Origin of the sequence: Aeromicrobium fastidiosum (assembly GCF_017876595.1) — a bacterium.
In the GTDB taxonomy this organism is placed as follows: domain Bacteria; phylum Actinomycetota; class Actinomycetes; order Propionibacteriales; family Nocardioidaceae; genus Aeromicrobium; species Aeromicrobium fastidiosum.
In genome coordinates this window covers 3,485,812-3,505,431 of the sequence record NZ_JAGIOG010000001.1, presented here as the reverse complement: position 1 = coordinate 3,505,431, position 19,620 = coordinate 3,485,812, and the positions used below count along the sequence as shown (strand labels likewise).

Genomic DNA, 19,620 nt, shown 5'->3' with positions numbered 1-19,620 from the left:
GTGCGTTGGTGCTGTGGCTACAGTGTCCGTCATGGGTCCGGTGCGCTCCGAGCTGATGTGGCAGGCCGTCGCCGACGCGGTCCAGATCGCGGGCGGTGGAGCACTGCTCGACGTGCTTGACCTGGGTGGCGGAACCGGGGGAGATGCGGTGCGCCTCGCGCAGCTGGGTCACCGGGTCACGGTGGTCGACCCGAGTCCCGACGCCCTCGCGTCGTTGCACCGTCGCGGGGTCGAGGCCGGACTCGACGCACCTGTCACCGGGGTGCTGGGCGACTCGGCCGATCTGCTCGACCACGTCGCGCCCGCGTCCTTCGACCTGTTGGTCTGCCACGGGGTCCTCGAGCACGTCGACGACCCGGGGCAGGCGCTCTCGGCGGTCGCGACGGCGCTGCGCCCCGGCGGGCACGTCAGCGTCGTGGTCGCGGGTCGGCATGCTGCCGTCGCCGCACGGGCCCTGGCCGGAGACTTCGTCACGGCGCAGACCCTGCTGGCGCGCACGGCCGCCGCGTGGGACATCCGGTCGATGGGTCCGCGCCGGTTCGTCCGCGACGAGGTCGACGAGCTGCTGACGGCGCGCGGCTTCGAGTCGATCCAGAGCCAGGGGCTGCGGGTCTTCGCCGATCTGGTGCCCAGCGCGATCGTCGACACCGAGCCCGGTGCGCGCGAGGCCTTGTTCGACCTCGAGCGGATCCTGAGGACGTCGCCCGACTTCACAGGTCTTTCCGCTGGCTTGCACACGATAGCCCGCCTAGACTTGACATCAGCATCACCCGATCCAGGAGGCAACAGTGCCACTCTCTGACGAAGAGGCCAGGCTGCTCCAGCAGCTCGAGCAGTCGCTGGCGGCCGAAGACCCCGACTTCGCCTCGACGCTGCGCGGCTCGAAGTTCATGGCCCGCAACCGACGGGTCGCCGTGCTGTCGGGCCTCGGCTTCGTCGCCGGGCTCGTGGTGATGTTCTCCGGTGCCGTCACCAAGATGACCTGGATCGGCGTGATCGGCTTCCTCGCGATGGTCGGCACGGCCTTCTTGTTCAGCCAGGCCTGGAAGCGCGGTATTGGCAACCGTGACGAGACGCCGGCAGCCCCGTCGGGTCGCGGCGGCGGACAGCCCAAGGCGTCGGGATCGTTCGTCGATCGCATGGAGGAGCGCTGGCAGCGTCGCCGTGACGAGGACGGCCTCTAGCCCCTGACGGGAGACGGCCTTCGAGGCCAAATCCCTCCACTTCACTCCACCACCACGTGAACCGCCCCCTCGGGGGCGGTTTTTTCGTTGTCACGGCAGCTCTTTCACGCGTCCTGCCGCCGTGGGGGACTCATGCCGACATGCCCGAAAACTGGCCCTGAAAGGTGCCTGAGTGGGGCAATGTGGAGTACAGTGGTGTGAAATGGAGCGCATGGCCGTCGACGAGGAGGAGCGAGGTGAACCCGGATGTCTCGAACTTCTTCGGCACGTACACCCCGCGCCTCGACGACAAGGGACGCCTGTTCCTGCCGGCCAAGTTCCGTCCGCGGCTCGAGACGGGCATCGTCCTCACCCGCGGTCAGGAGAACTGCATCTACGGGTGGACGACCGAGGCGTTCAACGAGTTCACCGATCGCATCCGCAACACGCCCTTCACCAACCAGGCGGCCCGCAACTTCAGCCGCATGTTCTTCTCCGGCGCGTCGTCCGAGGTGCCCGACAAGCAGGGCCGCATCTCCGTGCCGGCCGTGCTCCGCACCTGGGCGCAGCTCGACAAGGAGTGCACGGTCGTCGGAGCCATGGACCGGATCGAGATCTGGGACTCGGGCCGATGGGCCGAGTTCGAGGCCTCGCAGCAGGGTCCGTTCGCGGACATGTCGGAAGAAGTGATGCCCGGGATCTTCTGACCTCCGTGCGGCGAGATCTGCGCCCGCATGGTTCTGACATCACTTCCCCGGTGTCAGACCCAGCGGTCGTGGATCTGGCCACATGGAACACCGGGCACACAGACCACACACACGCGAACCACATGGACGACAGGGGGAGGGACATGACGACCAGCACCGATCACCGCCGCGTGCGGCACGAGCTCGCCGACGGCGTGCGTCTGATGGCCTTTTCGCTGGGCTCGTCGGTCGTCCTCGCGGTGCTGATCTCGATCGGCCTGGGTCGCCTGTGACCTCGTCGACGGGTTCCGACGCGAGCCACGTCCCCGTCCTGCTGGAGCGCGTGCTCGACGTGCTCGCTCCCTCGCTCACCGCTGAGCGTCCCGTCGTCGTCGATGCGACGCTGGGTCTCGGCGGTCACACCGAGGCGATGCTGCAGCGCTTCCCGGACGTCCACGTCATCGGCATCGATCGCGATCCCGAGGCGCTGGCCCGGGCCGGTGCGCGTCTGGCGCCGTACGAGGGTCGAGTGACGTTCGCCCACGCGGTGTACGACGAGATCGCCGACGTCGTCCGCGACGCGGGGTTCCCGACCGTGTCGGGCGTGCTGTTCGATCTCGGGGTGTCGTCGATGCAGCTCGACCTCGCCGACCGCGGCTTCGCCTATGCGCAGGACGCGCCGCTCGACATGCGGATGAACGGCGACGACGAGCTCACGGCCGCCGACATCCTCAACACCTACAGCGCGCGCGATCTGTCACGGGTCCTGCGCGAGTACGGCGAGGAGAAGTTCGCCAAGCGGATCGCCGACAACGTGGTGGCGGCCCGTGCCGAGGAGCCCTTCACGACCAGCGCTCGTCTGGTCGACCTGATCCGCGACTCGATCCCGCAGGCCGCACGTCGCACGGGAGGCAACCCCGCCAAGCGGACGTTCCAGGCGCTGCGCATCGAGGTCAACGACGAGCTCGGTGTCTACCGGCGGGCGCTGCCGGCTTCGCTGGAGGTGCTGGCGCCAGGCGGCCGCGTCGCGGTGCTGGCGTACCACTCGCTCGAGGACCGCATCACCAAGCGCGCCTTCGCCGAGGTCACCACGACCGACGTGCCGCGCGACATGCCGTTCGTCCCGGCAGGCCACGAGGCCAAGTTCGCCCTCGTGACGCGTGGTGCCGAGATGGCGACCGATGACGAGGTCGATGAGAACCCCCGGGCGCGGTCAGTCCGACTCCGCGTGGTCGAGAGGACAGCGGCATGACACAGGTGGCGGCATGAGCTCGATGGTCGCGCGGGCGCTCTCTCCCGCACCCAGAACCCTCGACGAGGCCAAGGCGGCGGGTCTTCGACTCGTCCGCCCCGTGCGGAGCCGGGCTCGCAAGGCACCCTTCGTCGTGGTCGTCATGAGCGTCCTCGGAGCGGGGCTCGTCGGCCTGGTGCTGATGAGCACGGTGCTGCAGGCCCAGTCGTTCGAGTCGGCGCGCCTCGACCGTGAGGCGGCAGCCCTCGAGACACGTCAGCAGTCCATCGCCCGCGAGGTCGACCGGCTGCAGAGCCCCGCGAACGTGGCGAGCCGCGCGATCGCGATCGGCATGGTGCCCCCCGCCAACCCGGCCTTCCTCCGCCTGTCGGACGGCAAGCTGCTCGGCAAGCCCCAGGCGGCCGAGCGCGGCAGCAACATCAGGAGCGTGACCCGATGACAGAACGCGTGATCCTGACCCGTCGCCGGCTGCGGCTGTGCACGATCTTCGTGTTCGTCGTGTTCGGCGTCTTCGGGGCTCGGCTGTTCCAGATCCAGGGCATCGACTCCAGCGCTTATGCCGCGGCCTCGATCGCCGCCGGCACGCAGCCCAAGACCGAGCCGGCACCGCGCGGCAACATCCTCGACCGCAACGGGGCGCAGCTCGCCACCAGCGTCGCGGGGCTCACGATCACGGCCGATCCCAGCATGACGGCCGAGAACGCTCCGCAGATCGCACGCATCCTGCGCGAGAAGCTCGGTGACGATGTCGACTACTTCGACACGATCGACAAGCTGCGGACGCCCGACTCGCGCTTCGTCTACCTCGTGCGCGACGTGCCCAAGTGGACGGCCGACAAGGCGCTCGACGCGTTGTCGGACGCCAAGCTCACCGGCGTCTTCGCCCAGAAGGGCAACATCCGCACCTACCCGGGCGGCTCGCTCGCGGCCAACCTGCTCGGCTACGTCAACGGCGCCGGCAAGGGCGTCGCGGGCCTCGAGCAGCAGTACGACAAGACCCTGACCGGTACCGACGGCTCGAGCACCTACGAGGTCTCCCCGACGGGACAGCGCATCCCGATGGCCGACAGCCGCATCACCAAGATGGTGCCGGGCGAGGACGTCAAGACCACGATCGACCGCGACCTGCAGTGGTACGCCGACCAGCGACTCACCGACGCGGTGCGCTCGTCGAGCTCCGACTGGGGTCTCGCGATCACGATGGACGTCAAGACCTGCCAGATCGTGCAGATGTCGCAGGCCCCGACCTTCGACGCCGACACCCGCACCGGCATGGACGACTCCAACACCGTCTCGCGCGCGGTGCAGAACGTCTACGAGCCCGGCAGCGTCATGAAGACCGTCACGATGGCTGCTCTCGCCGACCAGGGCAAGATCGCCGCAGACACCCCCATCTCGGTGCCGTCGAGCCTGACGATCGACAAGTTCCGCATCGGCGACTACTGGGAGCACGGCAACATCAAGCTCACGGCGGCCGGCGTCATCGCGCTGTCGTCCAACCTCGGCACGATCGTCGCCTCGCAGCAGATGAGCGACCAGACGATGTACGACTACTTCAGCAAGTTCGGCTTCGGCCAGAAGTCGGGCGTCGACCTGCCCGGCGAGTCGAACGGCATCCTGACGGACGGCAAGTCGTGGACCAAGGCCAACCACGCGACGATCTCGTTCGGCCAGGGAATCTCGGTCACCGCGATGCAGATGATGCGCGCCGTCGGTGCCATCGCCAACGCCGGCACGATGTGCGAGCCGACCGTCGTCAGCAGCACGATCGACCACGACGGCAAGGAGAGCCCCGTCGCGTCGACGCCCGGCCGCCGCGTCGTCTCCAAGGACGCCGCCGCGACCGTCACCCGCATGATGGAGGCCGTCACGGCCGACGACGGAACTGCGCCCGCCGCCCAGATCGAGGGCTATCGTGTCGCCGGCAAGACCGGCACCGCCTGGCGCGTCGATCCCGCCACGGGCCGCTACATCCGCGGCCAGAACACCGTCTCGTTCATGGGGTTCGCCCCGGCCGACAACCCGCGCTTCCTGACCTACATCGTGCTCGACAAGCCGTACAGCAACGCCGGTGGCGGCTCGACCGCGGCACCCGTGTTCCACGACATCATGTCGATGGCGCTCGAGCGGTTCGGCGTCGCGCCCAGCGGATCGAAGAGCCCCAAGGTCGAGCAGACCTGGTAGGCGGTGCCGGCTTCGCCGGCCCGTGCTCGTTCCTCGCACTCATCCGGCTCCTCGCTGCGCTCGGATCCGGCCGCCTGTCCTTCGCTCGCTGCGCTCGCTCGGACTTGGGGTGGGTCCTGTCTCGCTGCGCTCGAGTCGCGGTGGGTCGCGGGGTTTCTCGGAGATGACACCTCGACAGGTGGTCGTCTGGACCCCGCCCTTCGTGGGGCATGGCCGGGATGTCGGGCGTCACGGATCACGAGCGTGGCATCGACCTGGTGTCTACTGTGCTGTTCATGCGTCTGACATCGAAGCTCGTGGTTCTGGCTGTCATCGGAGCCGCGGCGACCGCGTCGCTGCCGGCATCAGCGGTCGCATCTGGGGCCGTCGGTGTCCCATGGGTAGTCGCCGCATCACCGACATCCATGACTCTCGACTGGCCCGCCGCCGGCGAGGCCGGCCGCTACCGCGTCGTGCACGGACGAACTCCCTCTGAGGTGCGTCGCGCGACGCAGGCGCAGCGGACGCGACCGGCGACGTCGCGCCTCGCCGTGACGGGTCTACGACCCGGCACCGAGTACTGCTTCCAGGTCGCTCGCGCCAACCGGTCCGGGCGTTCGGGTGTGTACTGCCACTCCACGCCCTCAGTGGTTCCGGCAGCCGGAGCGACTCCCGTCACCGTGGTCACGTTCAACATCTGTGGTCACGTGTGCGAGGGCTGGGCCGGCCGCCGGCCGGCAGTCGTGCGGCGCATCCTGGACTCCGGGGCCGACGTCGTCGCGCTGCAGGAGACGACCCGTCGTGGGCGTGACACCAAGCTGCTCGGCGCTCTCCGTCGTCAGGGCTACCGGCTGGCCCATGACACCCAGAACGAGATGGTCCTCTACCGGATGGCGACGGTCAGTCCGGCAGGGCGTGTCGCCTCGATCCAGCTCCCGTGGGGGACGGTGGTGCCTGGGCCGGCGACGACCGCAGGCTGGACCACGTTCGAGCTCCTCGGTACGGGCAAGAGGTTCACCGTGGTGTCGACGCACTTCACGGCTGGACGGTCGCTCGCGGCCGACCGTCAGCGGAAGCGGGAAGCGGCGAGACTGCTCGCGCTCATGCCCGGCACACGCGCCGAGGGGCCGGTGCTCTACTCGGGCGACTTCAACTCGAGCCGGGCGCGTCGCGGCGACGGTGTCGGTCGCGTGTTCCGCCGGGCGGGCTACGTCGACGCCTATCAACAATCGGTGTCCCACACGAAGGCGTGGGTCAGTAGCTCGAACGGTTTCGCGGCACGTCCGCGACGTGAGCTTCGATACGGCGACCACATCGACCGCATCCTCGTTCCCGCTTCGCTCGGCGTGTCCGGCTGGGAGGTCGTCGCTCCGTTGCGTCGCGGCAAGAACGTTCGCCCCCTTGCCTCGGACCACCACCCGGTGCGCGCCACGATCTGGCTGCCCTGACGGCTGTGCGGCGGGGCGCGCGGTGTCCGCGTGGAACACGTTTCACCGGTGACCACGTCCAGCGGGTCGGGGTCGGTAGGGTTGCTGGGTGACGGATGCGATGCGGGTGCGACCCCGGCAGACCCCTCGGTGGCAGCTGGCAGAGCTCGCCGACCTGGTCGGTGCGACAGCCGCAGACGACGTCGTCGTCACGGGCATCTCGCTCAACACCGCGCACGTCCAGCCGGGCGACCTGTACGCCGCTCTGCCGGGCATCCGGACGCACGGGGCGTCGTTCGTGGGCGACGCAGCCGATCGCGGTGCCGTCGCCGTCCTGACCGACGAGGCCGGGGCCGCGCTGGTCGACGGACGACTGCCGACCGTCGTGGTCGACGAGCCCCGCCACCGCCTGGCCGGTCTCAGCGCCGCGTTCTACGGGCACCCGGCCGAGTCGCTCACGACCCTGGGCGTCACCGGCACGCAGGGCAAGACGACCACGACCTACCTGGCCGAGGCTGCTCTGGGCGACAAGGTCTCGGCGGTCGTCGGCACGATCGGCACCCGGATCGGCAAGGTGCCGGCGGCCTCGACGCTGACCACGCCGGAAGCTCCCCAGCTGCAGGCGCTGTTCGCCGTCATGCGCGAGGAGCAGGTCGAGCTCTGCGCCATGGAGGTATCGAGCCACGCCCTCGTGCAGGGACGGGTCGACGGCTTCACGTTCGACGTTGCCGTGTTCCTCAACCTCGGCCGCGACCACCTCGACTTCCACCACGACCTCGAGGAGTACTTCCTGGCCAAGGCCGCGCTGTTCACCGCAGACCGCGCCCGCCACGCCGTCATCAACGTCGACGACGCCCACGGCAGGCGCCTGCAGCAGCTCACCCCGCTCCCGGTCACGACGTTCTCGACCGACGGCAACGCTGCCGACTGGCGCGCCGCCAACATCCGGCCGCACCGTCTCGGCACCGATCTGGAGGTGCTCGGCCCCGACGGCCTCGCGATCGACCTGTCCGTGCCGCTGCCGGGCGTCTTCAACGTCTCCAACGCGCTGGCCGTCATCGCCGGTCTCGCGGCGGCCGGACACGACCCGGCGTCCCTGGCGGCCGGCATCGCCGCCAGCACGGGCGTGCCGGGACGCATGGAGCGCGTCGACGCGGGCCAGCCGTTCACGGCGATCGTCGACTACGCCCACAAGCCCGACGCCGTGACGGCGGTGCTCTCCGCGCTGCGACCCGTCACCGCCGGACGGCTCATCGTCGTGATCGGCGCCGGCGGCGACCGTGACCACGGCAAGCGGCCGCTGATGGGCGAGGCCGCGGCGCGTCATGCCGACGTCGTCATCGTCACCGACGACAACCCGCGATCGGAGCGACCCGGAGCGATCCGGGCCGCCGTCATCGAGGGTGCCGCCGCGGGCCCGGGCGTCGTCGTCGAGATCGGCGACCGCCGGGAGGCCATCGCCCACGCCGTCGCGATGGCGCACCTGGGCGACACGGTCGTGGTCGCGGGCAAGGGACACGAGCGTGGACAGGACGTCGACGGCGTCGTGCACCCGTTCGACGACCGCGAGGTGCTGGTCGAGCTGATCGGGGCCACCTCGTGATCCCGCTGACGCTGGCCGAGATCGCGGTCGTCACCGACGGCGTCGTCGTCGGCGACCCCACGATCGTCGTCGACGCTCCCGCGACGCTCGACTCCCGGGCCGTCGAGGCCGGCGGCCTGTTCGTGGCCATCGCCGGCGACCACGTCGACGGTCACGACTTCGCGGCCCAGGCGATCGGCAACGGGGCTGCGGCAGTGCTGGGCTCGCGGAGCACCGACCTGCCCGGCATCGTCGTGCTCGACGTGACGCGCGCGCTCGGCCGGCTGGCGCGACACGTGCTCGACGTGCGCGAGGACGTCCACGTCGTCGCACTGACCGGCTCGAGCGGCAAGACCAGCGTCAAGGACCTCATCGCGCGCCTCCTCGAGCCCGAGGGGGCCACCGTCGCGACCCGCGGCAACCTCAACAACGAGCTCGGCGTGCCGCTGACGGTGCTGCGCGTCGACGAGCTCACCCGCTACCTCGTCGTCGAGATGGGTGCTCGGGCCATCGGCGACATCCGCGCGCTGTGCGACATTGCCCCGCCCGAGATCGGCGTGGTCCTCAACGTCGGGCACGCGCACGTGGGGGAGTTCGGCTCCGCCGACGCCATCGCCGTCGCCAAGGGCGAGCTCGCCGAGGCGGTCGCCCCCGACGGGGTCGTCGTCCTCAACGCCGACGACCCCCGCGTCGCGGCGATGGCGAGCCGCACGCAGGCGTCCGTCATGACGTTCGGCCTGCAGGGCGACGTCGAGGTGAGCGACGTCGCCCTCGACGCCGACGGAACGCCCCGGTTCGTGCTCGGTCACGACCGCCGTCAGGTGCCGGCGCACGTCCCGCTGATCGGCGCCTACCACGCCATGAACGCCGCCGCCGCGGCCTCCGTCGCGCTCGCCCTCAACGTCGACCTGCCGACGGTCGTCGAGCGACTCGCCGGCGCGGGAGTCGTGACGCCCATGCGGATGGAGCGGCACGTGCGCGCCGACGGGCTGGTCGTCGTCAACGACGCCTACAACGCCAACCCCGAGTCGGTCGAGGCTGCGCTGCGCGCCGTGGCCGCGATCGCGCACGGCAGGGGGGTCGCGGTGCTGGGCGCGATGCTCGAGCTGGGTGCCGAGTCCGAGGCCGCGCACCGGCACGTCGGTGAGCTGGCGGCCGAGCTGGGCTACGCGCGGGTCGTCGTCGTCGGCCAGGACGCCCGAGCCATCGCCGACGGTGCCGGTGCGATCGCCGAGGTCGTCGACGACGTCGGTGTGGCAAGCCGCACACTCCCCGCGAGCCTGACCGGGGACGACGTCGTGCTTGTGAAAGCATCGAGAGGCGTCCGGCTGGAGCGCGTCGCCGAGGCGCTGCTCGAGGCCTGAGACCATACTGAGGCGCATTCGACGCCGACCCGACGCACACCGACCCGAGCCCCCCGAGAGGACCACGACGCGATGAAGGCCATCCTGATCGCAGGAGCGCTGTCGTTGTTGGTCACCCTGATCGGCACGCGGTTCGCGATCTCGGTGCTGGTCAAGCAGAACTACGGCCAGCTGATCCGCGACGACGGACCGACGTCCCACCACACCAAGCGCGGCACCCCCACGATGGGCGGCCTCGTCATCATCGTGGCGGTCCTCGTCGGCTACTTCTCGGCCAAGCTGGTGACCGGCATCTCGACCGACTTCGAGCCCGGCTGGGCACCCAGCGCATCGGCCCTGCTGCTGCTGTTCCTGTTCGTGGGTCTCGGCGCGATCGGCTTCCTCGACGACTTCATCAAGGTGTCCAAGCAGCGCAACCTCGGGCTCCGCAGCAAGGCCAAGCTGATCGGCCAGACCGTCATCGGCCTGGTGTTCGCGTGGCTCGCGATCGGCTGGGAGGACGACACGGGCCGCACCCCGATCACGCACGCCATCTCGTTCACCCGCGACATCGACGGCTGGAAGCTGCCGACCGCCCTGCTGGTCGTGTGGGTGCTGCTGCTCGTGGCGGGCACCAGCAACGGTGTCAACCTGACCGACGGGCTCGACGGCCTCGCGACCGGCGCGGCGATGATGGTGTTCGGCGCCTACGTCTTCATCAACATCTGGCAGAGCGGCCAGAACTGCTCGTTCAACCCCGGCATGAAGTGCTACGAGGTGCGCGACCCGCTCGACCTCGCTGTCGTCGCCTCGGCGTTGACGGGTGCCTGCTTCGGATTCCTGTGGTGGAACGCCTCGCCCGCCAAGATCTTCATGGGTGACACGGGCTCGCTCTCGCTCGGCGGCGCGATGGCCGGCTTCGCGCTCATGACGCGCACCGAGCTGCTCCTGGTCATCATCGGCGGACTGTTCGTGGCGATCACGATGTCGGTGATCCTGCAGGTCGGCTGGTTCAAGATCTCCGGCGGCAAGCGCATCTTCCGCATGGCACCCCTGCAACATCACTTCGAGCTGCTGGGGTGGGCCGAGATCACGATCGTGGTGCGGTTCTGGATCATCAGCGGCCTGTGCGTCGCGACGGGCCTGGGCATCTTCTACAGCGAGTGGGTCACCGGCGCATGAGCGAGCGCGAGCGAGTGAATCATGTGCACGTGTTCGTGCGCCGGTCGTCCTACCGTGCCCTTCTCAGGACGGCTGGCGCATGACGATCGACATCTCCACCCTGGGACGCGAGTCGTCCTGGGAGGGCGTTCGCGCGGCCGTCGGGGGCCTGGGGGTCAGCGGATTCGCCGCGGCCGACACGCTGCAGCACCTCGGTGCCGACGTCGTCGTGCTCGATGACGGCGACGACGAGGCGTTGCGCGAGAAGGCGACGCTGCTCGAGATCCTCGGCGTCGACGTGCGCATCGGACCCGGCTCGACCGCGACGTTCCCCGAGGGCGTCGACCTGTTCGTGACGTCGCCCGGCTGGTCGCCCACGACCCCGCTGCTGGCCGAGGCCGCCGCCCGCGCCGTCCCCGTGTGGGGCGAGGTCGAGCTGGCCTGGCGACTGCGGGGCGAGGACGCCGCGCCGTGGCTCACCGTCACCGGCACCAACGGCAAGACCACGACGGTGCAGATGCTCGAGTCGATCCTGCGGGCGCAGGGGCTCAACGCGCTGGCCGTCGGCAACGTCGGCACCCCGGTGCTCGAGGCCGTCATGAACCCCGAGCCGTTCGACGTGCTCGCGGTCGAGCTCTCGAGCTACCAGCTGCACTGGAGCCAGTCGATCTCCGCGCAGGCCAGCGCCGTGCTCAACCTGGCACCCGATCACATCGACTGGCACGGCGGTCTCGACGCCTACACCGCCGACAAGGCCCGCATCTACGCGCGCACCCGGGTCGCGTGCGTCTACAACGTGCAGGACCCCGTCACCGAGCACATGGTCGAGGAGGCCGACGTCGTCGAGGGGTGCCGGGCGATCGGCTTCACCCTCGGGGTGCCGGCCGCCGGCATGATCGGCCTGGTCGACGACGCGATCGCCGACCGCGCGTACATCGCTGGACGCATCTCGAACGCCGCCGAGCTCGGCAGCGTCCACGACATCGGTCTGACCGCCCGGGTCGCAGCCGGAGGCGACGCCGACCGCGTGCCCGCCCCCCACGTCGTCGCCAACGCGCTGGCCGCCGCGGCGCTCGCCCGAGCGCACGGCGTCGATCCGCGAGCCGTCCGCGACGGCCTCCGTGGCTTCACTCCCGACGCGCACCGCATCGCCGACGTCGCCGACATCGGCGGTGTGCGGTGGGTCGACGACTCCAAGGCCACCAACGCCCATGCCGCGCAGGCCTCGCTGCAGGCCTTCGAGAACGTCGTGTGGGTCGCCGGAGGTCTCGCCAAGGGGGCGACGTTCGACGATCTCGTGGCCGCTGCGCGCGACCGGCTGCGCGCCGTCGTGCTGATCGGTGCCGACCGCGACGTCGTCGCCGACGCGCTGAGGCGACACGCGCCTGATGTGCCGGTCGTGGAGGTCGACACCGGCGAGACTGATCCCATGGATCGCGTCGTCGAGGTCGCGGCATCGCTCGCCCGTGAGGGTGACACCGTGCTGCTGGCCCCGGGATGCGCGTCCATGGACCAGTTCCGCAACTACTCCGCCCGGGGCGACAGCTTCGCCGCGGCGGTGCACCGGTTGCGCGACAGGTCCTGACCTTCCCCGACGCAGAGGACGATCACATGCGGAGCATGAGCGAGGCGGTACGCCGGACGCTCGAGCGTCCGCTGGCGTCCTACCAGCTGGTGCTCGGCACCTCGGCGCTGCTGCTCGGCATCGGACTGGTCATGGTGCTCAGTGCCAGCTCGATCTTCGCCCTGGTCAACTACGGCAGCTCGTTCTCGATCGTCATCCGCCAGCTGATCTTCGCGGTGATCGGCGTGACGGGCGCGGTCATCGCGTCCCGCATGCCGCTGCCGCTCATGCGCCGGCTGATCCGGCCGGCCCTCCTGGTCTCGGTCGCGCTCATCGGTGCCACCTTCATCCCCGGGGTCGGCATCACGGTCAACGGCAACCGCAACTGGCTCCCGCTGTTCGGCGGCTTCCAGCTGCAGCCGTCGGAGTTCGCCAAGCTGGCTCTCGTGCTGTGGATCGCCGATCTCTACGCACGGCGGCAGAAGTACCTCGGCACGCCGCGCTACGTCCTGACGCCGATGGTCCCCGTGGCCGGTTCCGTCGCGATGCTCGTCGTCCTGCAGCACGACCTCGGCACCGCTGTCGTGATCTTCGCGGTCATCGTCGGGATGCTCTGGATCGCGGGCCTCCCGCGGCGTCACATGGGCGGCATCCTGGCGGTGCTGTTCGTCGGCCTCGTCGTCGCGGTCGCCAACTCGCCCCACCGCGTCGCGCGCATGCTCAACTTCACCAACCCGCAGGCCGATCCCGACAGCGCCGGCTTCCAGGCCATCCACGGCATGATGGCGCTGGCCCGCGGCGGCTTCTGGGGCGTGGGCCTGGGTGGCAGCAGGCAGAAGTGGGGCTCGCTGCCCGAGGCGCACACCGACTTCATCCTCGCGGTCATCGGCGAGGAGCTCGGCCTGCTCGGCACGCTCGTCGTGCTGGCCCTGTTCATCGTGCTGGGCTTCGCCGGCATCCGCATCGCGATGCGTACCCGCGACCCGTTCGTCCGCTACGGCGCCGCCGGCATCACGATCTGGCTGCTGATCCAGGCCGTCATCAACATCGGCATGGTGCTCGGGATGCTGCCCGTCATCGGCATCCCGCTGCCCCTGATCTCGTACGGCGGGTCGAGCCTGCTGGTCACGCTGGTGTCGCTCGGCGTCCTGCTCAACTTCGCGACGACCGAGCCGGGTGCCAAGCGTGCACTGGCCGCGGGTCGCACCAGCCGCAAGCGCGCGGCTGCCCCGGCTCCCGCCCGCGTGCGCGTCGCAGGGAGGCGATGACGCGTGCGCGTCCTGCTCGCCGGTGGAGGAACCGCCGGCCACACATCACCCCTGCTCGCGACCGCCGCTGTCCTGGCCGATGCCGGGGTCGAGATCACCTGCCTCGGCACGCCCCGCGGGCTCGAGGTGACGCTGGTGCCGCAGGCCGGCTACCCGCTCGAGCTCGTGCCGCCGGTGCCGCTGCCGCGGCGTCCCGGCAAGGCCATGGTGCAGGTCCCGGCCAGGTTGCGTGCCGCGGTGCGGGCGACGGGTGAGGTCGTCGACCGCGTGCGCCCCGACGTCATCGTCGGCTTCGGTGGCTACGTGTCGGTGCCGGCCTACCTGGTCGCGCGGCGACGCGGCATCCCGCTGGTCGTCCACGAGGGCAACGCCGTGCCCGGCATCGCCAACAAGCTGGGAGCCCGCTTCACCCGGCACGTCGCGACGAGCTTCCCCGACACCGACCTGCGCCACGCCCAGCTGATCGGACTGCCGATCCGCCGGGAGATCTCCCGGCTCGACCGGGCGGCGCTCCGCGCCGAGGCCAGGGCGTTCTTCGGGCTCGACGCCGACCGGCCGACCCTGCTGGTCACGGGCGGATCGCAGGGTGCCCGACGCATCAACCACGCGGTGTCGGCGGCGGCCCGCGACCTGGCCGATGCCGGCGTGCAGGTGCTCCACGCCGCCGGACGGCCCGACGAGGTCACGCTCAACCCGCGTCCCGGCGACCCTCCGTACGTCGTGGTGCCCTTCATCGACCGCATCGACCTCGCCTACGCCGCGGCCGACCTGATCGTCTGCCGTGCGGGCGCCAACACCGTCACCGAGGTCGCCGCGGTGGGCCTGCCGGCCGCGTTCGTGCCGCTGCCGATCGGCAACGGCGAGCAGGCGCACAACGCCCACCCGGTCGTGCGGGCCGGGGGAGCGCTGCTGATCGACGACGCGGCCCTGACCCCCGCCTGGATCGACAACGTCGTGATCCCGCTGGTGTCGCACGAGGGACGCCTCGCGGCGATGTCGGCTGCCGCGTCGGGCATCGTGGCCCGCGACGCCGACGAGAAGCTCGCGGCGATCATCCTCGACGTCGCGTCGACCGGGAGCACGTCGTGAAGATCGAGGTGCCGGCGCACGTCCCGCCGGTCAGCGAGCTGGGCCACGTGCACTTCATCGGCATCGGGGGAGCGGGCCTGTCGGCGATCGCCCGCCTGATGGCGCAGCAGGGCGTCGTCGTCAGCGGCAGCGACGCCTTCGACTCGGCGGTGGTCACGGCGCTGCGTGCCGAGGGCATCACGTGCTTCGTCGGTCACGACGCGGCGCACCTCGACGGCGTCGACACCGTCATCGCGTCGACCGCAGTGCGTGACGACAACCCCGAGGTCGTCGAGGCCCAGCGCCGAGGACTGCGCCTGTGGCCGCGGTCGGCGGGCCTGCGCTCGGTCATGGACGGCCGCCGCACGATCGCCGTCGCCGGCACGCACGGCAAGACGACGACGACCGCGATGCTGACGTGCGCGCTGATCGCCGCCGGTGCCGAGCCGTCGTTCGCGATCGGTGCCGAGGTCGCGAGCCTGGGTGCGAACGCCCGGCTGGGCTCGGGTGACCTGCTGGTGGCCGAGGCCGACGAGAGCGACGGTGCCTTCCTGGTCTACGAGCCCGAGGGGGCCGTCGTCACCAACGTCGACGCCGACCACCTCGACAACTACGGCACGGTCGAGGCCTATGCCGCGGCCTTCGAGGAGTTCATCGGCCACATCGGGCGCTTCGTCGTGCTGAGTGCCGACGATCCCGGCACCCAGGCCCTGGCCGTCGCCGCGCGCTCCGCTGGGCTCGAGGTCATGACGGCGGGCTTCGCCGACGACGCCGACCTGATCGGCAGCCACCTGCGGGTCGAGGGCACGACCACGACGTTCACGGCGTCCCTGCGAGGCGTCGATCTCGGCCCGGTCACGCTCGCGGTGCCGGGCGCGCACTACGCGCTCGACGCCCTCCTCGCGCTGGGCACGGGCATCCTGCTCGACCACAACATCGACCTGCTGATCGCCGGTCTCGGCGCCTACACGGGAGCCAACCGGCGCATGCAGGCGCTGGGGGAGGCCGGTGGCGTGCGCGTCTACGACTCCTACGCGCACCACCCCACCGAGATCAGCGCCGACCTCGCGGCCGCACGGGCCGTCGCCGGCAGCGACCGTCTCGTCGTGGTCTACCAGCCGCACCTCGTGAGCCGCACCCGTGTCTACGGCGCCGACATGGGTCGTGCCCTCTCGGCGGCCGACCTGGTCGTGGTCGCCGACATCTACCTCGCGCGCGAGGAGGCAGATCCGTCGGTCACCTCCGCGCTGGTCGTCGACGCGGTCGACGGCCCCGTCGCTACGCTCGGCGGGCCGGTGTCGGGGCTGGCAGACGTCCTGCTGCCCGAGCTGCGTGCCGGCGATCTCCTGCTGACCCTGGGGGCGGGTGACATCACGACGGTCGGCCCGGCGGTGCTCGAGGCGCTGCGATGACGGCTGACCGCTTCTTCGAGCGGAGCCGCTCGGAGAAGCGCCGCCGCTGGCTGCGCATCGCACTGGGCGTGCTGGCGGTGGCTGCGGTGGGCGGTCTCGTGTGGCTCGTGTGGTTCTCGAGCGTCCTGACGGTGCGCGACGTCGAGGTCGCCGGCCGCACGACCCTCAAGGAGTCGCAGGTGCTGCGGGCCGCCCAGGTGCCGAAGGGACGCCCGTTGGCGCGGGTCGACGTCGACGCGATCGAGGGCCGTGTCTCGGCCCTCAACCGCGTCGACACGGTCGAGGTGTCGCGATCGTGGCCGCACACGCTGTCGATCACCGTGGTCGAGCGCAAGGCGGTCATGTGGGCACGGCTCAACGGGCAGGTGCGCGGCATCGACCGCAACGGCATCGCCTACAGGTCGTACGCGTCGCCTCCCGACGGCCTCCTGGAGGCGGCAATCGACATCCCCGACGCACGCGACCGCCTGCAGACGTCGGAGGCCCTCGCCGCGGTCGTCGTCGAGATCGGGGAGCGCGACGCCGCGCTGCGCCGGGAGATCGAGTCGGTCACCGCCGCGACGAAGGACTCGATCGAGCTGAGGCTCACCAAGGGCCGCACCGTCGTGTGGGGGAGCAGCGCCGACGGCCGACGCAAGCTGCAGGTGCTCGAGGCGTTGCTGCGGATCGAGGCGACGCGCTACGACGTCAGCGCGCCCGACCAGCCCACCACGACGCCGTAGGCGCGGCGTGTCGTCCCGACTGGCGGTGCGCGCCCGCGTACCGTTCTGGATAGGTCGCAGGTTGACATAACTATAACTCTTCACCTCAGGGTTACAGTTCAAGACTTCATTCACGAGCTCGTCAACGAGACTCGTCCACGCAGTGCAAGATCCTCGGAAGGGACACACGATGGCGGTCCAGAACTACCTCGCCGTGATCAAGGTCGTCGGCATCGGAGGTGGCGGCGTCAACGCCGTCAACCGGATGATCGAGGTCGGACTCAAGGGTGTCGAGTTCATCGCGATCAACACCGACGCGCAGGCGCTGCTCATGAGCGACGCCGACGTCAAGCTCGACGTCGGCCGCGACTCCACCCGTGGCCTCGGTGCCGGGGCCAACCCCGAGATCGGCAAGCAGGCCGCGGAGGACCACGCCGAGGAGATCGAGGCTGCCATCAAGGGTGCCGACATGGTGTTCGTGACGGCAGGCGAGGGCGGCGGCACCGGCACCGGCGGAGCCCCCGTCGTGGCCCGCATCGCGCGGTCGCTCGGCGCACTGACGATCGGTGTCGTGACCCGGCCGTTCAAGTTCGAGGGTCGCAACCGCTCGGGCCAAGCCGATGCCGGCATCCAGGCGTTGCGCGACGAGGTCGACACCCTCATCGTGATCCCCAACGACCGGCTGCTCTCGATCAGCGATCCCAACGTCAGCCTGCTCGACTCGTTCCGTCAGGCCGACCAGGTGCTGCACCAGGGCGTCTCGGGCATCACCGACCTCATCACGACACCGGGCCTGATCAACCTCGACTTCGCCGACGTCAAGTCGGTCATGTCCGACGCCGGATCGGCCCTCATGGGCATCGGCTCGGCGCGCGGTGAGCACCGCGCCGCTGTGGCGGCCGAGAGCGCAGTGTCCAGCCCGCTCCTCGAGGCGTCCATCGAGGGCGCGCGCGGCGTGCTGCTGTCGATCGCGGGTGGCTCCGACCTCGGTCTGTTCGAGATCAACGAGGCCGCCGGCCTGGTCGCCGACGCGGTGCACCCCGACGCCAACATCATCTTCGGTGCCGTGATCGACGACGCACTCGGCGACGAGGTGCGCGTGACGGTCATCGCCGCCGGCTTCGACGGGGGAGAGCCGATGCTGCGCGACGCGACCAAGCCCGCGCTGCTGCGCGAGACCCCGGCCGACCCGCCCGTCGCACCGGTCGCTCCGCCCACCGCCGAGAGCTACCTGCCGCCCGACCCGTACCTCGACGCACGCCCGCTGCCGCCGCGTGACGGTGCTGGCAACAAGACCGTGCCGCCCGAGCCGATGCCGGCCGACTACGGCGACGACCTCGACGTGCCCGACTTCCTGCGCTGACCGGCGCGACGAACCGAGTGATCTGGTACGAGGGCACGGACGGACCGGTCGCGTTCGCGTTCACGGATCGTCTCGGCGGTGCCAGTGAGGGGCCGTGGGGCTCGCTCAACCTCGGGACGTCCAACGGCGACGACCCGTCGGTCGTCGAGCGCAACATCGCAGCGGTCGGCGAGGCCGTCGCGGCCGACCGCCTGGTGCGCATGACGCAGGTGCACGGACGCGACGTGGTGTGGGCCGAGGCGGTGGCTGACGACGACGTCCCGGTCGCCGACGCCCTGCTCACGAGCGTCCCGGGCGTCGCGGTCATGGTGCGGGTCGCCGACTGCACGCCCGTCGTCCTGGCTGCACCTGGCGAGTCGCTGGCCGGCGTGGTGCACAGCGGCCGTGAGGGGCTCGTGCGGGGTGTCGTCCCCGCCGCCGTCGACGCCCTGCGCCGGCGCGGTGCCACCACCATCCACGCCTGGGTCGGGCCCCGCGCCTGCGGGCGCTGCTACGAGCTGCCCGCCGGTCTCGCCGACGCGGTCGCCGACGTCGTCCCCGCGGCCCGATCCACGACGTCGTGGGGCACTCCCGCGGTCGACGTGGGGGCCGGTGTGCTGGCCCAGCTCGCGTCCGCCGGCGTCGAGACCGTCGACCTGGGGGCCGACGAGTGCACGATCGAGCACGAGCGCTGGTTCTCGTACCGTCGTCAGGGGCAGCGCTCAGGGCGCTTCGGTGCCGTGGCGGTGGTCCGATGAGCGGCGTCCTCGACCGGCGAGCCGAGCTGGCAGCCAACCTGGCCGACACCGAGCGGCGCATCGTCGAGGCGTGCGACGCGGCCGGACGCTCGCGCGACGAGATCACGCTCGTCGTCGTGACCAAGACCTACCCGGCATCCGACGTCGAGATCCTCGCCGAGCTCGGGGTCGTCGACGTGGGCGAGAACCGCCACCCCGAGGCCGGTGACAAGGCCGACGCCGTCGGGGCCGCGATGCAGTGGCACTTCCTGGGCGGTCTTCAGACCAACAAGGCCGGTGCCGTCGCGCGCTACGCCGACATGGTGCACAGTGTCGACCGGGTCAAGCTGGTCAACTCGCTGTCTCGCGGTGCCGAGGCTGCCGACCGCTCGTTGACGTGCCTCGTGCAGGTCGACTTCGACGCCACCAACCCGGGCCGCGCGGGCGTCGTTCCGGCCGATGTCGGCATCGTGGCCGACGCGATCGCGCAGGCACCTGGGCTCGTGCTCGGTGGTCTCATGACCGTCGCGCCGCTCGGCGACGACCCCGCCCCGCACTTCGACCACCTCGTCCGCCTCTCGATCGACCTGCGCCGGGACCACCCCGACGCGACGATCGTGTCGGCCGGCATGAGCGGCGACCTGGAGGCCGCGGTGATCGCCGGCGCGACACACCTGCGGATCGGGCGTTCGGTGCTCGGCGAGCGCCCTTCCAACGGGTAATCTCAAGATGTCAACACCGCCTCGGACAA

At 70.7% G+C, this 19,620-nt stretch carries 18 protein-coding genes and 1 pseudogene; all 19 read left to right on the top strand.

Annotation, left to right across the window (positions count from 1 at the left end; all coding sequences use genetic code 11):
* Positions 1-31 precede the first annotated feature (31 nt).
* The 19 genes and pseudogenes from JOF40_RS17395 to JOF40_RS17310 all read left to right on the top strand — a co-directional run bounded on the left by JOF40_RS17395 (position 32) and on the right by JOF40_RS17310 (position 19,591).
* Positions 32-802 (top strand): class I SAM-dependent methyltransferase, encoded by a 771-nt coding sequence (locus JOF40_RS17395; protein ID WP_129182203.1) that lies wholly within the window; start codon positions 32-34, stop codon positions 800-802.
* Complete coding sequence (locus JOF40_RS17390) at positions 789-1,184, top strand: SCO2097 family morphological protein (protein WP_188111784.1); 396 nt, start codon at positions 789-791, stop codon at positions 1,182-1,184. Before JOF40_RS17395 ends, JOF40_RS17390 begins: the two co-directional genes overlap by 14 nt.
* Before the next feature lie 236 nt (positions 1,185-1,420).
* Complete coding sequence (gene mraZ / locus JOF40_RS17385) at positions 1,421-1,870, top strand: division/cell wall cluster transcriptional repressor MraZ (RefSeq protein WP_129182199.1); 450 nt, start codon at positions 1,421-1,423, stop codon at positions 1,868-1,870.
* A gap of 143 nt (positions 1,871-2,013) precedes the next feature.
* Positions 2,014-2,142 (top strand): hypothetical protein, encoded by a 129-nt coding sequence (locus tag JOF40_RS20055; protein WP_281064708.1) that lies wholly within the window; start codon positions 2,014-2,016, stop codon positions 2,140-2,142.
* Complete coding sequence (gene rsmH, locus JOF40_RS17380; protein ID WP_246152837.1) at positions 2,139-3,101, top strand: 16S rRNA (cytosine(1402)-N(4))-methyltransferase RsmH; 963 nt, start codon at positions 2,139-2,141, stop codon at positions 3,099-3,101. Before JOF40_RS20055 ends, rsmH begins: the two co-directional genes overlap by 4 nt.
* Before the next feature lie 13 nt (positions 3,102-3,114).
* Positions 3,115-3,540 (top strand): cell division protein FtsL, encoded by a 426-nt coding sequence (ftsL, locus tag JOF40_RS17375; RefSeq protein WP_129182195.1) that lies wholly within the window; start codon positions 3,115-3,117, stop codon positions 3,538-3,540.
* Complete coding sequence (locus JOF40_RS17370) at positions 3,537-5,285, top strand: peptidoglycan D,D-transpeptidase FtsI family protein (protein ID WP_129182193.1); 1,749 nt, start codon at positions 3,537-3,539, stop codon at positions 5,283-5,285. The genes ftsL and JOF40_RS17370 overlap by 4 nt, the downstream gene beginning before the upstream one ends.
* Before the next feature lie 209 nt (positions 5,286-5,494).
* A complete protein-coding gene (locus tag JOF40_RS17365; RefSeq protein ID WP_129182191.1) occupies positions 5,495-6,712 on the top strand; it encodes an endonuclease/exonuclease/phosphatase family protein in 1,218 nt (405 codons plus the stop codon).
* A gap of 88 nt (positions 6,713-6,800) precedes the next feature.
* Positions 6,801-8,294, top strand: a complete 1,494-nt coding sequence (locus JOF40_RS17360) for a UDP-N-acetylmuramoyl-L-alanyl-D-glutamate--2,6-diaminopimelate ligase (protein ID WP_246152838.1) — start codon at positions 6,801-6,803, stop codon at positions 8,292-8,294.
* A complete protein-coding gene (locus JOF40_RS17355; RefSeq protein ID WP_129182189.1) occupies positions 8,291-9,637 on the top strand; it encodes a UDP-N-acetylmuramoyl-tripeptide--D-alanyl-D-alanine ligase in 1,347 nt (448 codons plus the stop codon). Before JOF40_RS17360 ends, JOF40_RS17355 begins: the two co-directional genes overlap by 4 nt.
* A gap of 72 nt (positions 9,638-9,709) precedes the next feature.
* Positions 9,710-10,798, top strand: a complete 1,089-nt coding sequence (mraY, locus tag JOF40_RS17350; RefSeq protein ID WP_129182187.1) for a phospho-N-acetylmuramoyl-pentapeptide-transferase — start codon at positions 9,710-9,712, stop codon at positions 10,796-10,798.
* 79 nt (positions 10,799-10,877) lie between these two features.
* Entirely contained in the window at positions 10,878-12,362 is a 1,485-nt protein-coding gene (gene murD / locus JOF40_RS17345) for a UDP-N-acetylmuramoyl-L-alanine--D-glutamate ligase (protein ID WP_129182185.1), read from the top strand.
* Positions 12,363-12,397: 35 nt separating this feature from the next.
* A complete protein-coding gene (ftsW, locus tag JOF40_RS17340) occupies positions 12,398-13,609 on the top strand; it encodes a putative lipid II flippase FtsW (protein ID WP_245343155.1) in 1,212 nt (403 codons plus the stop codon).
* Between the two features lie 3 nt (positions 13,610-13,612).
* Positions 13,613-14,698, top strand: coding sequence for an undecaprenyldiphospho-muramoylpentapeptide beta-N-acetylglucosaminyltransferase (gene murG, locus JOF40_RS17335; protein ID WP_129182181.1), 1,086 nt, complete (start codon positions 13,613-13,615; stop codon positions 14,696-14,698).
* A complete protein-coding gene (murC, locus tag JOF40_RS17330) occupies positions 14,695-16,089 on the top strand; it encodes a UDP-N-acetylmuramate--L-alanine ligase (RefSeq protein ID WP_129182179.1) in 1,395 nt (464 codons plus the stop codon). The genes murG and murC overlap by 4 nt, the downstream gene beginning before the upstream one ends.
* Positions 16,086-16,811 carry a cell division protein FtsQ/DivIB gene (locus tag JOF40_RS17325; protein WP_129182177.1) on the top strand — a complete coding sequence of 242 codons (726 nt, stop codon included), beginning with the start codon at positions 16,086-16,088 and terminating at the stop codon, positions 16,809-16,811. Before murC ends, JOF40_RS17325 begins: the two co-directional genes overlap by 4 nt.
* A gap of 169 nt (positions 16,812-16,980) precedes the next feature.
* A pseudogene (gene ftsZ, locus JOF40_RS17320) lies at positions 16,981-17,922 on the top strand (cell division protein FtsZ); the annotation flags it as partial.
* 248 nt (positions 17,923-18,170) lie between these two features.
* On the top strand, positions 18,171-18,890 hold the full coding sequence (locus JOF40_RS17315; RefSeq protein ID WP_129182173.1) for a purine nucleoside phosphorylase YfiH/LACC1 family protein: 720 nt from the start codon (positions 18,171-18,173) through the stop codon (positions 18,888-18,890).
* The gene (locus tag JOF40_RS17310) at positions 18,887-19,591 is read left to right on the top strand and encodes a YggS family pyridoxal phosphate-dependent enzyme (protein ID WP_129182171.1); all 705 of its coding nucleotides are present in this window, start codon (positions 18,887-18,889) and stop codon (positions 19,589-19,591) included. Before JOF40_RS17315 ends, JOF40_RS17310 begins: the two co-directional genes overlap by 4 nt.
* The last annotated feature ends 29 nt before the right edge of the window (positions 19,592-19,620 follow it).